This window comes from Sphingomonas sp., assembly GCF_036402235.1.
Classification (GTDB): domain Bacteria; phylum Pseudomonadota; class Alphaproteobacteria; order Sphingomonadales; family Sphingomonadaceae; genus Sphingomonas.
Genome location: NZ_DASWTG010000049.1, coordinates 1 through 14,206, shown reverse-complemented (window position 1 = coordinate 14,206; position 14,206 = coordinate 1). Strand labels below are relative to the sequence as shown.

Sequence of the window (14,206 nt, the reverse complement as noted above, 5' to 3'; positions counted from 1 at the left end):
TCGCCGCGGCCACCCCGGTCGCCGCCGTCGCGGCGCGGACCACGGTCGCCGCGCGGCTCGCGCGGCTCGCGGGCCGGACGGGTGTCCTCGAGCTCTTCGCCGGTCTCCTGATCGACGACGCGCATCGACAGGCGGACCTTGCCGCGCTGGTCGATCTCGAGCACCTTGACCTTGACCTCCTGGCCTTCGCTGAGGACGTCCGAGACCTTCTCGACACGCTCGTTCTTGATCTCCGAGACGTGGACGAGGCCGTCCTTGCCGCCCATGAAGTTCACGAACGCGCCGAAATCGACGATGTTGACGACCTTGCCCTGGTAGATCTTGCCGACCTCGGGCTCCTCGACGATGCCCTTGATCCAGTTCATCGCGGCTTCGATCTGCGACACGTCGGACGAGCTGATCTTGATCACGCCCTCATCGTCGATGTCGACCTTGGCGCCGGTGGTGGCGACGATCTCGCGGATCACCTTGCCGCCGGTGCCGATCACGTCGCGGATCTTCGACTTGTCGATCTGCATCGTCTCGATGCGCGGCGCGTGCGCCGACAGCTCCGAGCGGGTCTCGCCCAGCGCCTTGTTCATCTCGCCGAGGATGTGCGCGCGACCTTCCTTGGCTTGGCGGAGCGCGGCCTCGAAGATCTCCTTGGTGATGCCGGCGATCTTGATGTCCATCTGCATCGTGGTGATGCCTTCGGACGTGCCCGCCACCTTGAAGTCCATGTCGCCAAGGTGGTCCTCGTCGCCGAGGATGTCGCTGAGAATCGCATAGTCCTTACCCTCGAGGATCAGGCCCATGGCGATGCCGCTGACCGGGCGCTTGATCGGCACGCCGGCGTCCATCATCGCGAGGCTGCCGCCGCACACCGACGCCATCGACGACGAGCCGTTGGACTCGGTGATGTCGCTGGTCAGGCGGATCGTGTAGGGAAACTCTTCCTTGGTCGGCAGCACCGGATGCAGCGCGCGCCATGCCAGCTTGCCATGGCCGACTTCGCGGCGGCCCGGCGCGCCGAAGCGGCCCACTGCGCCGACCGAATAGGGCGGGAAGTTATAGTGCAGCATGAAATGCTGGTACGACAGGCCATTGAGGCCGTCGATCATCTGCTCGGCGTCCTTGGTGCCCAGCGTCGCGGTGGCGATGGTCTGGGTCTCGCCGCGGGTGAACAGCGCCGAGCCGTGCGCACGCGGGAGGAAGTGCGTCTCCGCCACGATCGGGCGGATCTGCGTGGTGGTGCGGCCGTCGATGCGGATGCCGTCCTTGAGGATCGCGCCGCGGACGATGTCGGCCTCGAGCTTCTTCACCAGCTTGAGCGTGCCGAGATACTGGGCGGGATCGCTTTCCTTGAGGTCGGCGAACAGGTCGCGCGCCTTGGTCCGCGCTTCGTTGATGGCGTCCTGGCGCTTGGCCTTGTTGGTGATCTTGTACGCGGCGGCGAGGTCCTTGCCGATCGCATCCTTGAGCTTCTTCATGGTCGCGGACTTGTCCTCGACCTTGTCCAGCTCCCACGGCTCCTTGGCGGCCTGCTCGGCGAGCTTGACGATCGCCTTGATCACCTCGCGGCACGCATCGTGCGCAAACAGGACGGCGCCGAGCATGATCTCTTCCGACAGCTCGTTGGCTTCGGATTCGACCATCATCACCGCGTCGTAGGTGGCCGCGACGACGAGGTCGAGGTCGCCCTCGGCAACCTGCTCGTCGGTCGGGTTGAGGATGTACTCGCCGTTGAGGTAGCCGACGCGCGCGGCGCCGATCGGGCCCATGAAGGGCACGCCCGAGATGGTGAGCGCGGCCGAGGCGGCGACCATCGCGAGGATGTCCGGCTCGTTCTCGCCGTCATAGCTCAGCACCTGAGCGATGGCGTTGATCTCGTTGTAGAAGCCTTCCGGGCACAGCGGGCGGATCGGGCGGTCGATGAGACGCGAGACCAGGGTCTCCTTCTCGGTCGCGCCGCGCTCGCGCTTGAAGAAGCCGCCGGGAATACGGCCGGCCGCGCTGTACTTTTCCTGATAGTGGACGGTGAGCGGGAAGAAGTCCTGCCCTTCCTTCACGGTCTTCGCGGCGGTGACGGCGCACAGCACCACGGTCTCGCCGAGCGTCGCCATGATGGCGCCGTCAGCCTGGCGGGCAACCTTGCCCGTCTCGAGTGTCAGGGTCTGTCCGCCCCACTCGATCGATACGGTTTTCTTGTCGAACATCTGATTTCCTTTGGACCGGACGCCCTATGCGCCCGGGGCCTGTGTGCGAGCTGTCCGGCTCGCGCGGTGCGGGGTGATTTCACCCCCGGGCTTCGGCCGAATTGCCTGCGCCCGATGGATCCGGGCTAGCGGCCCGGTATTGCAAAAAGGCGACCCGAAGGCCGCCTTTCCGGTTACTTGCGAAGGCCGAGCTTCGCGATGAGTGCGGTGTAGCGATCCCCGTCCGTCTTGCGGAGGTAGTCGAGGAGGCTGCGGCGCTTGTTGACCAGCATCAGCAGGCCGCGACGCGAGTGGTTGTCCTTGGCGTGACCCTTGAAGTGCTCGGTCAGGTTGACGATGCGCTCGGTCAGGATCGCGATCTGGACTTCGGCGCTGCCGGTGTCGCCCTCGCTGCGGCCATGTTCCTTGGCCAGCTCGGCCTTGCGCTCGGTCGTGATCGTCATGTGTTTTCCTTCGACATCATTCTACAGGTTGAAGCCGCGAACGACCCGGACGGTCCGGTCCGAAACCTCGACCAGCGCGACGGGCGTTTCGCCCTCGAGCGCAAAGTGTTGGCCGTCTTTCGCAGCGATCCCGATCAACGCTCGCCCCTGGCGGAGCGCCCCTGCCTGATCGGGGGTGAGGGATAGAGCCGGGATGTCGTCCAGCCCCGCCCTCAGCGGCAGGAGGCAATGTTCAAGCGTGCGGCCCTTAGCGGCCTCAGCCAGTTTGTCCAGCGAAATCGCGGATTCGAGGGTGAAGGGGCCGGCCTTGACCCGCCGCAGCATCGTCACATGCCCGACCGTGCCGAGCGCATGCGCGATGTCGCGGGCGAGGCTGCGGATATAGGTGCCCTTGGAGACATGGGCAGTGAGCGTCGCGCTGTCCGGCGCCCAATCGCGCAGGGTGAGCGCGTGGATCGTTACCGCACGGCTTGCCAGGGCGACTTCGGCGCCCTTGCGAGCGAGGTCATAGGCGCGCTCGCCATCGACCTTGAGCGCCGAATAGGCGGGCGGGGCCTGATCGATCGAGCCCGTAAAGCGCGGTAGAATCGCTTCGACCTCAGCCCGCGACGGGCACACATCCGAGCCGGCGATCACCGTGCCTTCCAGGTCGAGCGTGTCGGTCTCGACGCCGAACTGCACCGTGAAATCATACACCTTGTCGCTGTCGAGCATCCGCCCGGCGAGTTTAGTCGCCTCGCCAATCGCGATCGGCAGCACGCCGGTCGCCAGCGGATCGAGCGTACCGCCATGGCCGACCTTCCACTTGCCGTAGCCACCCTCGCGCAACGCACGCTTGACCGAGCTCACCCCCTGGGTCGAGCCGAGCCCCAGTGGCTTGTCGAGAATGATCCAGCCATGCATCAACCGGCGATCGCCTCGGTGATTGCGAAGAACCATTTGTTCACCGCGTCCGCCGGCGGGACAATCAGTTGCGCGACGATGTTGGCGCTGGGCCAGATGGCCGGAACGATAAGCAGCAGGATGAACAGCAATGGGAAGCCGAACCGCCCGAACGAGGCCCAGCGCTCGGCTGCGGCCGGCGGAAGAAGGCCTTGTACGACATGTCCGCCATCGAAGGGCGGCAGCGGCAACAGGTTGAACAGCGCCAGGAAGATGTTGACGATGACGAAGTTGAACAGGTTCTGGGCGACAAAGGCACCGACGCTACCCAGCCGCACCTCTCCGGCTCCCGCCAGCAACAGGCCGAGCAGAACCGCGCCGGCCAGCGCGAGCGCGAAGTTCATGCCGGGGCCGGCGAGCGCCACCAGCATCATGTCGCGCCGGGGATTGCGCAGCCGCGCATAGTTGACCGGCACCGGCTTCGCCCAGCCGAACACCGGCATCCTGGTGAGCGCGAGGATCAGCGGCAGCACGACCGTGCCGATCGGATCGACATGGCGTATCGGGTTCAGGGACAGCCGCTTGCGCTCGGCCGCGGTCGGATCGCCCAGCGCGCGCGCGGCGAGGCCGTGCGCGACTTCGTGGAAGACGATCGCGATGACCAGCGGGATCAGCCAGATGGCAGCACGATAGACGATAGAGTTCGGGTCCATGGCGGTGATCTAGGCGCGGCGGCATGGATTCACCAGCGCCGGACTCAATCCGCCGCCGAAATCGCCTCGACGAAGTGGCGGCGGCACAGCGCAACGTAGCGATCGTTGCCGCCGATCTCGGTCTGCGCACCCTGCGCGACAGCGCGGCCTTCCTCATCGACGCGCAGGTTCATCGTCGCCTTGCGACCGCAGCGGCACACCGACTTGATCTCGATCAGCGCGTCGGCGAGCGCGAGCAGCCGGGCCGAGCCCTCGAACAGCGCGCCGGTGAAGTCTGTGCGCAGGCCATAGGCGAGCACGGGAATGCCGAGGACGTCGGCGACCGCGGCGAGCTGATCGACTTGCGCGGCAGAGAGGAACTGTGCCTCGTCGACCAGCACGCAATGCACCGGCCCGGCATCCACCTCGCGCTCGACGCGCAGCCGCAGATCCATCTGCGCATCAAAGCCGATCGCTCCGGCCGCGAGCCCGATCCGCGATGCGATGCGTCCCTCACCCGCGCGATCGTCGACCGCCGCGGTGAACAGGATCGTGCGCATGCCCCGCTCGCGATAGTTGAAGTCCGCCTGCAGCAGATTGGTCGATTTGCCCGCGTTCATCGAGGCATAGTAGAAATAGAGTTTGGCCATGATCCGTAACCTTGGCGGATGATCCCGTGTCTTTCATCCGCGCCCGCGGCAAAGCCGTGGGCCGATTTGTGGACAAATCTGTGGATCAGTCTTCCGGCTGCTCCAGATCGCGCGCCACCTTGGGATCGCGGAGCAGCTGGTCGATATGGCTGCCCTCGTCGAAGCTCTCGTCCGCGAGGAACTTGAGGCGCGCGGCGTATTTCATCTTCACCCGGCTTGCCACCTCGCGCTGGAGATAGGCGGTGTTGGTGCGCAGCGCTTTCAGCACCGCCTCCTCGTCCTTGCCCAGCAGCGGCTTCACGAACACCGTCGCGTGGCGCAGGTCCGGCGACATGCGCACTTCGGTGACGCTCACCATATGGCTGGCGAGCACATCGTCATGCACCTCGCCCCGCGCGAGGATGTCCGACAGCACATGGCGCACCTGCTCGCCCACACGCAGCAGGCGGACGGAGCGGGTCTCGGGGGTGTCGTTGTGGCGCATTTTGTTTGGCGCTCCCTTCGGTCGCTGGCGATACCGGCCCGCTCCCCCACCCGGCACTGCCGCTGGGTGGCCGGGTTGGGGGAGCGGGCCGGTACCGCCCTCGTCGCGCAAGCGACGAGCTGGATCAAAGCGTCCGTTCGCGAAGCTCGACCTCGAAGGTCTCGAGATAGTCGCCCGGCTTGATGTCGGTGAAGTTCTGGCTGAACGTCACACCGCATTCCAGGCCCGCACGGACTTCGGCGACATCGTCCTTGAAGCGGCGCAGCGATGCGATCTCGCCCTGGTAGATGATGACGTCGTCGCGCGTGATGCGGGCCTTGAGCGCCTTGCGGATCGCGCCGTCGGTGACCAGCAGGCCGGCCGCCTTGCCGTGCTTGCCCGCGGAGAAGACCTCGCGGATCTCGGCGCGGCCGACCACGGTCTCGAACGCTTCCGGTCCGAGCTGCCCGGCCATGCCGGCGCGGATCTCGTCGGTGAGCTCGTAGATCACGTCATAATATTTGAACGCGACCTTGTGGCGGTCGGCGATCTCGCGCGCCTTGGCGTTGGGGCGGACGTTGAAGCCGATGATCGGCGCGCCCGAGGCCGCGGCCGCGTTCACGTCGCTCTCGGTGATGCCGCCCACGCCCGCGTGCAGCACGCGCGCCTTGATGTCGTCGGTGCTGATCTTGTTGATCGCCGCGACGATCGCCTCGACGGTCCCTTGCGTATCCGCCTTGACCACCAGCGGATATTCCATCGCCTGCTTTTCCTTGAGCGCGCTGAACATGCTCTCGAGGCTGGCGGGGGTGTTGGTGGTGCGCTTCTGCTGGATGACGCTGGCGCGATAGGCTGCGACCTCGCGGGCGCGCGCCTCGTTCTCGACGACCTGGAGCAGGTCGCCCGCCATCGGCACGCCCGACAGGCCGAGCACTTCGACCGGCATCGACGGGCCCGCTTCCTTGATCTGGCGGCCCTTGTCGTCGACCAGCGCGCGGACCTTGCCGCTCTCGGCCCCGACGACGAACACGTCGCCGACCTTGAGCGTGCCGCGCGTGACGAGCACGGTGGCGACCGGGCCACGGCCCTTGTCGAGCTTCGCCTCGACCACATTGCCCTCGGCGGCGCGGTCGGGATTGGCCTTCAGTTCCATCAGCTCGGCCTGGAGCTGGATCTTCTCGATCAGCTGGTCGAGGCCGGTCTTCTTGAGCGCCGAGACCTCGACGTCCTGGGTGTCGCCGCCCATTTCCTCGACCACGATCTCATGCTCGAGCAGGCGCTCGCGCACGCGCTGGGCATTGGCCTCGGGCTTGTCGATCTTGTTGATCGCCACGATCATCGGCACGCCGGCGGCCTTGGTGTGGTTGATCGCCTCCACCGTCTGCGGCATCAGCCCGTCGTCCGCGGCGACCACCAGCACGACGATGTCGGTGACGTTCGCGCCGCGCGCGCGCATCTCCGAGAACGCCTCATGGCCCGGCGTGTCGAGGAAGGTGATCTTCGACTTGTCCTTCAGCGTCACCTGATAGGCGCCGATATGCTGGGTGATGCCGCCGGCCTCGCCGCGCACCACATCGGTGCCGCGCAGCGCGTCGAGCAGCGACGTCTTGCCGTGATCGACATGGCCCATGATCGTCACCACCGGCGGGCGCGGCCGCAGCGTCTCGGGCGCGTCATCGACCGTGTCGGTGGCGAGATCGATGTCCGAATCCGAGACGCGGACGATGTTGTGGCCGAATTCGGTCACCAGCAGCTCGGCGGTGTCCTGATCGATCGTCTGGGTCAGCGTGACGGGCATGCCCATCTTGAACAGCGCCTTGACCAGGTCGGCGCCCTTCTCCGCCATGCGGTTGGCGAGCTCGGAGACGGTGATCGCCTCGGGCACCTGCACGTCGCGGATCTGCTTGGCCTGCGGCTCGCGCGGACCCGAATGTCGGCGATGCTCCTTCTCACGCGCACGCTTGAGCGCGGCGAGGCTGCGCGCACGCGCGCCGTCGTCACCGCCCAGCGCGCGGTTGACGGTCAGCTTGCCGCCGCGGCGCTCGTCGCCCTTGCGGTCGCGCTGCTGCGGCTTCTGCGGCTCGGGCGGGCGCGAGGGTGCGCGGTTAGGGCCCAGATTGGCGCCGCCTGCGGGACGGGACGCACCACCGCTATTGCCGTTCCCGGCGAGGTTCGGTTCGGGACGCGGCGCGGCCGGGCGGGGAATTTCGGGCCGCTGCACCGGCGTGAACTGGCGCGGCGCGGGACGGCCCGGATCGAGCTGGACCGCAACCGGCTCGCGCGGAGCGGGAGCGGGCGCCGTTGGCGGCGGCGGCGCAGCTTCGGCCGCCGGCGCGGGCGCCGGTTCAGCCCTGGGCGCCTTTGCAGCCTCGGCTTCGGCGCGTGCCTTTTCCTCGGCGCGGCGCGCTTCGGCCTCGGCGGCTTCGGCACGCTCGCGCTCCTCGCGGCGGCGCGCTTCTTCGAGCGCCTGCATGCGCTGCTCATCGGCCTCGCGCAGCAGACGCGCCTGGCGCTCCTGCGCAGTCTCGCCCGCAGGTGCAGGCGGACGCGGCGCGGGGGCCGGAGGCGGCGGCGGTGCGGCCTCGACCACCGGCTCGGGCGCAGCCTCGGTCTGGCCCGACTGCGGACCCAGCACGCGGCGGCGCTTCACTTCGACCACGACGGTGTTCGAGCGTCCGTGGCTGAAGCTCTGCTTCACCTTGCCGGTCTCGACCGTGCGCTTCAGCCCCAGCGGCTGGCGCATGCCCAGTTTCGGCTTGTCGTTTTCGGTATCGCTCAACTCAAATTCCCGTCTGTTCGTCGTTCGTCTCGTCACCGCCAGCGCCCGATGCGCCTTGCGAAGCCATTTCGCAAGGTTTGGGGTCTGGATCGGGACCGATAAAATGCAACCAGCGGGAGAGCGCTTCGCTCACCCGCGCGGCTGCCTTGGGGTCTGTCAGGCCGACATGTACCACATTTTCGCGGCCAAGGGCCAAGGACAATATGGTGCGCGGCAACGGCAATGTGAAGCCCGTGTCGCCCGATCCTTCGCGGTCGGTGCCGACGCGCAGCGCCTGATCGAGCTTGCGCGAGCCGTCCGCGCCGGCGTCCGACGCGTGGAGCAGCAGGTACAGCTTGCCGCTGCGGCCCGCCTTCTCGATCCGTTCGCCGCCGATCACGACATGGCCGGCCTTGGCCTCGAGGCCCAGCCGGTCGAGCAGGGCGCGCTCGAGCTGCGCCGCGATGCGCTCGCCCAGGTCCTCCGGGATGCGCAGCTCGTTCGTCTTGAAGGCACGCGACAGCACTCCGCGCAGCTTCTTGCCGCTGGCGTCCAGCTCGGCGCGGCCGACGCCGATCCAAGCGCCGCGGCCGGGCGCCTTGGCGCGGACATCGGGCAGCACCTCGCCGTCGGGCGACAGCGCGAGACGGATCAGCCCGTCGCGCGGAGCTTCCGCGCGCGAGAGGATGCAGGTGCGGATGGCTTCACCACCCGCACGCTTGCCGGCCGTCAGTTCAGCCCGGGTCTCATTGCTCGGAGTCCGCAACAGCGTCCTCCTCACCGGCCGAAGCCGGCTCTTCATCCGCGAACCAGTGCGCGCGGGCGGCCATGATGATCTCGTTGCCCTGCTCGTCGCTCAGGCCATATTCGCCGAGCACGCCGCCCTTGTCCTGCTCGCGCACCGGCGCGGCCGGGCCGTCGCCGCGGCGGCGCGGCTCGGGGCGCTTCTTGGCGACCAGCTCGTCGGTGGCAAGGTCGGCGAGGTCGTCGAGCGTCTTGATGCCCGCCTTGCCGAGCGTGACCAGCATCGCTTCGGTCAGGTACGGCATGGTCGCGAGCTCGTCCTCGACGCCCAGCGCGCGGCGCGCCTCGCGATTGGCTTCCTCGCGACGCTCGAGCGCCTCGGTCGCACGGTTCTGCAGCTCCTGGCCCAGATCCTCGTCGAAGCCCTCGATGCTCGCAATCTCGTCGAGCTCGACATAGGCGACTTCCTCGAGCGTGCTGAAGCCTTCGGCGACCAGCAGCTGCGCCAGCGTCTCGTCGACGTCGAGCTCGTTCTGGAACATCTCGCTGTTGGCGACGAACTCGGCCTGGCGCTTCTCGCTCGAATCGGTCTCGGTCAGGATGTCGATCGCCTTGCCGGTCAGCTGGCTGGCGAGGCGGACATTCTGGCCGCGGCGGCCGATCGCGAGGCTCAGCTGATCGTCGGGAACGACCACCTCGATGCGGTCATCCTCCTCGTCGATCACGACGCGCGCGACATTGGCCGGCTGCAGCGCATTGACGACGAAGGTCGCGGTGTCGGGCGACCAAGGGATGATGTCGATCTTCTCGCCCTGCATCTCCTGCACCACGGCCTGGACGCGGCTGCCCTTCATGCCGACGCAGGCGCCGACCGGGTCGATCGAGCTGTCGTGGCTGATCACGCCGATCTTGGCGCGCGAGCCCGGATCGCGGGCCGCGGCCTTGATCTCGATGATGCCATCGTAGATTTCGGGCACTTCCTGCGCGAACAGCTTCTTCATGAAGTCGGGGTGCGCGCGGCTCAGGAAAATTTGCGGGCCGCGGGTCTCGCGCACCACCTTCAGGATCAGGCTGCGGACGCGATCGCCGACGCGGACGACTTCGCGCGGGATCTGCGCGTCGCGGCGGATCACGCCCTCGGCGCGGCCCAGGTCGACGACGACATGGCCGAACTCGACGCGCTTGACCACGCCGGTGATGATCTCGCCCTGGCGGTCCTTGAATTCCTCATACTGGCGCTCGCGCTCGGCATCGCGGACCTTCTGGAAGATGATCTGCTTCGACGCCTGCGCCTGGATGCGGCCGAACTCGATCGGGGGCAGCGGATCGACGATGAAGTCGCCGACCTTGGCGTCCTTCTGCAGCTTCTGCGCGCCTTTCAGGTCCACCTGCTTGAAATAGTCGTCGACCTGCTCGACCACCTCGACCACGCGCCACAGGCGCAGGTCGCCGGTCTGCGGGTCGAGCTTGGCGCGGATGTCGTTCTCGACGCCGTAGCGGTTCTTGGCGGCGCGCTCGATCGCGTCCTCCATCGCCTCGATGACGATGGCCTTGTCGATCATCTTCTCGGATGCCACCGAGTTCGCGATCGCGATCAGCTCGGCCTTGTTGGCGGAAATGGCGGTGGCCATCAGTCCTGTTCCTCTGCTTCGAATTCGTCTGCGCCCTCGGTCGAGAGCGGTTTGGTTGCGGCGATGAGCCGGTTGGTGATGACGAGCTTTGCGTCCTCGATGGATGCGAAGGCGATGCTGTGGGTCACGCCCTGCCCGTCGGTGATCGCGATCGTCTCGCCGGTTACGCCGGCAAGGTCGCCCTTGAACTGCTTGCGCCCGTCGATCTTCTCGGCGAGCGTGATGCGGGCCTCATGCCCCTTCCAGTCCTCGAAATCCTTGAGCCGGGTGAGCGGGCGGTCGATCCCGGGCGAGCTGACCTCGAGCCGATAGGCCTCGGGGATCGGGTCGCGGCCGGCCGCCTCCAGCTCGTCCAGCCGGTCCGAGATGCGGCGCGACAGGTCGGCGCAATCGTCGATGTTCAGCTGGCGGGTGTCGGGGCGCTCGGCCATCACCTGCAGCGTCCGGTCGCCCTCGCCGCCGAACATCTTCACGCGCACCAGATCGAAGCCCAAGGCACGTGCCTCAGGCTCGATCAGACCGGTCAGGGCAGCGATATCCGCCACGCGAAAACTCCAATGGACACCGGATACGCCTCGTCGCCGCCGAACCCCGTGGGGCCGGCCTCGGCAAGGTTTCCAATGTCGAGAACAGCGCTTCTATAGGCGCTTGTCCGCACGACGGCAAGCCGTTCGAGTCAGCGTGCAGCGACCACCGGTCCGCCGTCGCCGCGCGGCGGCCGAGCGAGCGCCATGGGGTCGATGCGCTTCCATTCGGGCTTGCGCCCCAGCCGCGCGTTGAACCGCATGTTGAAGCGCAGCTCATCGGCCAGCGGCGCGTGCAGCGAATCGCCATATTCGCCACGAATCGCCGTTTCCGGGTACCCCATCATCGCCAGGATCGTCGGAAAGAGCTGATAGTGGCTCGCGCCGTCGCGATTGCGCTTCGCCGCGTCCGGCCAATTGCCGCTTGTGCCAGCGTCGGTGAGCACCGCCAGCGGGACCGCCCCCTCCTCCGCCACGGGATGCGCACTGCAATGGGTATGCACGCCGGCGCCATCGCGCTCGTGCAGATCCTGCCCGTGATCCGCAGTATAGAGCACCGTCGCGCCATGCAGCGTGCCGGGCGCCAGCAGCCGCTCGAAGAAGCCGCCGACTTTCCACAGCAGGGCGTTGCGATAGGCGTTGCGGTAGCGGCGCCACTGCTCCGCGCCGCCGTCGAACCCGTCGCGGCTGCCGGTGTCGGAAACGCCGAGGAAGCCGCCGCGCGGCAGTGCCGGGCGGTGGACCGCGTGGCTGTCGGGATATTTGTCGTGCACCGGGAAATGGGCACCGACCTTGTTGACCAGGAGGAACTCACGCCGGCCATTGGCGAGGTGCCTTGCGACGCGGTCCGCAGCGACCTGGTCGCGCTCCTCGACCGGGACGCCGTCGAACTGGATGAAGTGCGCGATGCGCGCGCGTTCGGCCGTGCTCATCGCGTTGTGCAGTCCGCCGCCGGTGCGCTGCGCATCGATATAGACGGGCACGAACCCGGCCTTGCGGGCATAATCCCAGATCGCCGGCCCGCTCGCATTGAGCGCCATATAGTTCTCGCGCGTGCCGCCGTGGCGCAGCGTCAGATTGGTGCCGAGCGAGCAATTGGTGATCGAGGCGGCGATGCCGAAATTATGCACCGCGATTCCCGCGGGCGGAGACAGCAGCCCGGTGCGCACCCCCGCAGGGTCGGCGAGGTCGAGATAGCGCGCGGCGACGCTCTCATCGACGATCAGGACGATGTCGCCTGTGGCCGCCACCGCCTGCGGCTGCATCGTCACCGGCCGGCGCCCTCCGTCGCTCGCCAGCTCCTCGCCCGTCGCAAGCGTCAGATAGGCGAGCGGGGTGAAGGCGCCGGGCAGCCCGCGCGCGCCGTCACCGCCGCGCAGGAACAGCATGCCGGTCAGCAGCGCCAACGCCCCGATCGGGGCGGCTGCCCAGCGCGCGCCGAGCGGCCGCGCACGGCGCGGCGCGAAGCCGATCGCGAAGAGCAGCGGCAGCGCGGCGAGGATCTCGGCCGCGATCCGCATGCCGTGCTCGGCCATCGCATCGCCGGCAAAGCCGGCCGATCCGGTCAGGTTGAGGAACGCGTCATAGGTGAGGTGATCGTCGAGAATCCGCTCGCTCGCGCCGATGAAGGCGGCGGCGGCGAACAGCAGCAAGGCCATCGCCCAGCGCAGCAGGTTCGACGCGAGCCGGGACGCCACCCACAACGCGCCGGCGAGCGCGGCGTAGAATGCGGCGAACAGGCCGAGGGAGGGCGACAGGCCCAGCGAGGTCACCCGATCGGCGAGATTCCCGCCATCGGCGATCAGATAGAGAATGAGCAGCGCTTCCTTGACCGGTGCGCGCCGGAACCATTGCATCGCGTTCCCCTGTGTCGGGGCGGGATAGCGAAGCAGCGTTGCGATGGCGTAAATGCCGTGCAACATCCCTGTGCCCCCATGCGTTGCGGGGGCTTGAGCTTCCCCGGAGAAACCGATGCGCCTGTTGCCGATCGCCGCCGCCTCGCTCACCCTGATCGCCTGCACCGGGGCCCAGCCCGGCAACAGCCAGGAATCCCCGGCCCAGAAATCTTCCGGGACCTCCAGCCTCCCCTTCACGGTCACCCCGGTCGCCGATTTCGACGCGCCCTGGGCGATGACCTTCCTGCCCGACGGGCGCATGCTGGTGACCGAGAAGACCGGCACGCTGCTGCTGGTCAGCGCCGACGGCAAGACCCAGACGCCCGTGCGCGGCATCCCGGCGGTGGACAGCGCGGGGCAGGGCGCGCTCAAGGACGTAGTGCTCGCGCCCGGCTTCGCGCAGAATCGGCAGGTCTATTTCAGCTATTCGGAGGCGGGCGAGGGCGGCAAGGGCGTGGTGCTGGCGCGCGGCACCTTCGCCGACGGCGCGTCGCCCGCGCTGCAGAACGTCCAGACCCTGTTCAAGGCAACGCCCTATGTCAGCGGCAACGGCCATTATTCAGGCCGCATCGCCTTCGCCTCCGATGGCCAGCACCTGTTCTTCACGAATGGCGAGCGCCAGAAGTTCGACCCAGCGCAGGACCCCAAGTCGACGCTGGGCAAGGTGCTGCGCCTGACGCTCGACGGCAAGCCCGCGGGCGATCCCGGCCTGACCGCCAAGGGCTTCCATCCGGCGATCTGGTCCTACGGCCATCGCAACCTGCTCGGAATCGCCTTCGACAAAGCGGGCAATCTGTGGGAGCAGGAGATGGGACCGCAGGGGGGGGACGAGGTCAATCTGGTGCTGCCGGGCCGGAATTACGGCTATCCGATCGTCTCGGACGGCGATCACTATGGCGGCGCCGACATTCCCGATCACAAGACACGCCCCGAGTTCGAGGCGCCCAAGGTCTCGTGGAACCCGGCGATCTCGCCCGGCGGGCTGATCGTCTATTCGGGCAAGCTGTTCCCGCAATGGGCCGGCGACCTGTTCATCGGCGGGCTTTCGAGCCAGGCGCTGGTTCGGGTCGACGTCAACGGCACCGATGCCGCCAAGGGCGACCAATGGCCGATGGGCGCGCGCATCCGCGAAGTGGAGGAAGGCCCGGACGGGGCGATCTGGCTGCTGGAGGACGGCCGCGACGGATCGCAGGGCCGCCTGCTCAAGCTGACGCCGAAGGGCTAGCTTTGGTTCAGCAAGGCTGAACGGGAGGCGGTGCCAGCCCGCTCCCCCACCCGGCCACCCAGCGCCAGTATCCTATGGGAGCGCGGGGTCGATCCTGCCCCCGG

The 14,206-nt window shown here is 67.8% G+C and carries 12 protein-coding genes; 1 reads left to right on the top strand and 11 read right to left on the bottom strand.

Going from position 1 to position 14,206, the window contains the following annotated elements; translation table 11 throughout:
• From pnp to VGD28_RS09835, 11 genes are all read right to left on the bottom strand, one after another.
• Positions 1 to 2,195, bottom strand: a 2,195-nt coding sequence (gene pnp, locus VGD28_RS09885) for a polyribonucleotide nucleotidyltransferase (protein WP_331028175.1), incomplete at its 3' end; no start/stop codon positions are given.
• Positions 2,196 to 2,368: 173 nt separating this feature from the next.
• Positions 2,369 to 2,638: a 30S ribosomal protein S15 gene (gene rpsO / locus VGD28_RS09880; RefSeq protein WP_331028174.1), complete on the bottom strand. Its 270-nt coding sequence runs from the start codon at positions 2,636 to 2,638 to the stop codon at positions 2,369 to 2,371.
• Positions 2,639 to 2,659: 21 nt separating this feature from the next.
• Entirely contained in the window at positions 2,660 to 3,541 is an 882-nt protein-coding gene (gene truB, locus VGD28_RS09875; protein WP_331028173.1) for a tRNA pseudouridine(55) synthase TruB, read from the bottom strand.
• Entirely contained in the window at positions 3,541 to 4,233 is a 693-nt protein-coding gene (locus VGD28_RS09870; RefSeq protein WP_331028172.1) for a site-2 protease family protein, read from the bottom strand. Before VGD28_RS09870 ends, truB begins: the two co-directional genes overlap by 1 nt.
• Positions 4,234 to 4,277: 44 nt before the next feature.
• Positions 4,278 to 4,862, bottom strand: a complete 585-nt coding sequence (locus VGD28_RS09865; RefSeq protein WP_331028171.1) for a thymidine kinase — start codon at positions 4,860 to 4,862, stop codon at positions 4,278 to 4,280.
• Positions 4,863 to 4,947: 85 nt separating this feature from the next.
• A complete protein-coding gene (gene rbfA, locus VGD28_RS09860; protein WP_331028170.1) occupies positions 4,948 to 5,346 on the bottom strand; it encodes a 30S ribosome-binding factor RbfA in 399 nt (132 codons plus the stop codon).
• Positions 5,347 to 5,470: 124 nt separating this feature from the next.
• Positions 5,471 to 8,104 carry a translation initiation factor IF-2 gene (infB, locus tag VGD28_RS09855; RefSeq protein WP_331028169.1) on the bottom strand — a complete coding sequence of 878 codons (2,634 nt, stop codon included), beginning with the start codon at positions 8,102 to 8,104 and terminating at the stop codon, positions 5,471 to 5,473.
• Position 8,105: 1 nt separating this feature from the next.
• Positions 8,106 to 8,849 (bottom strand): DUF448 domain-containing protein, encoded by a 744-nt coding sequence (locus VGD28_RS09850; protein WP_414714487.1) that lies wholly within the window; start codon positions 8,847 to 8,849, stop codon positions 8,106 to 8,108.
• Positions 8,830 to 10,458, bottom strand: a complete 1,629-nt coding sequence (gene nusA / locus VGD28_RS09845; RefSeq protein WP_331028168.1) for a transcription termination factor NusA — start codon at positions 10,456 to 10,458, stop codon at positions 8,830 to 8,832. The genes VGD28_RS09850 and nusA overlap by 20 nt, the downstream gene beginning before the upstream one ends.
• Complete coding sequence (rimP, locus tag VGD28_RS09840; RefSeq protein WP_331028167.1) at positions 10,458 to 11,003, bottom strand: ribosome maturation protein RimP; 546 nt, start codon at positions 11,001 to 11,003, stop codon at positions 10,458 to 10,460. Before rimP ends, nusA begins: the two co-directional genes overlap by 1 nt.
• Before the next feature lie 131 nt (positions 11,004 to 11,134).
• Positions 11,135 to 12,838, bottom strand: coding sequence for a sulfatase-like hydrolase/transferase (locus VGD28_RS09835; RefSeq protein WP_331028166.1), 1,704 nt, complete (start codon positions 12,836 to 12,838; stop codon positions 11,135 to 11,137).
• Positions 12,839 to 12,953: 115 nt separating this feature from the next.
• Here VGD28_RS09835 and VGD28_RS09830 point away from each other — a divergent pair, with 115 nt between their 5' ends.
• Positions 12,954 to 14,102: a PQQ-dependent sugar dehydrogenase gene (locus VGD28_RS09830; protein WP_331028165.1), complete on the top strand. Its 1,149-nt coding sequence runs from the start codon at positions 12,954 to 12,956 to the stop codon at positions 14,100 to 14,102.
• Positions 14,103 to 14,206 lie beyond the last annotated feature (104 nt).

What these genes read in the sequence shown, in the direction of transcription:
- truB (WP_331028173.1), bottom strand. Translation starts at nt 3,541, where the DNA reads ATGCATGGCTGGATCATTCTCGACAAGCCACTGGGGCTCGGCTCGACC.
- VGD28_RS09865 (WP_331028171.1), bottom strand. Translation starts at nt 4,862, where the DNA reads ATGGCCAAACTCTATTTCTACTATGCCTCGATGAACGCGGGCAAATCG.
- VGD28_RS09870 (WP_331028172.1), bottom strand. Translation starts at nt 4,233, where the DNA reads ATGGACCCGAACTCTATCGTCTATCGTGCTGCCATCTGGCTGATCCCG.
- rpsO (WP_331028174.1), bottom strand. Translation starts at nt 2,638, where the DNA reads ATGACGATCACGACCGAGCGCAAGGCCGAGCTGGCCAAGGAACATGGC.
- rbfA (WP_331028170.1), bottom strand. Translation starts at nt 5,346, where the DNA reads ATGCGCCACAACGACACCCCCGAGACCCGCTCCGTCCGCCTGCTGCGT.
- VGD28_RS09830 (WP_331028165.1), top strand. Translation starts at nt 12,954, where the DNA reads ATGCGCCTGTTGCCGATCGCCGCCGCCTCGCTCACCCTGATCGCCTGC.
- VGD28_RS09835 (WP_331028166.1), bottom strand. Translation starts at nt 12,838, where the DNA reads ATGCAATGGTTCCGGCGCGCACCGGTCAAGGAAGCGCTGCTCATTCTC.
- nusA (WP_331028168.1), bottom strand. Translation starts at nt 10,458, where the DNA reads ATGGCCACCGCCATTTCCGCCAACAAGGCCGAGCTGATCGCGATCGCG.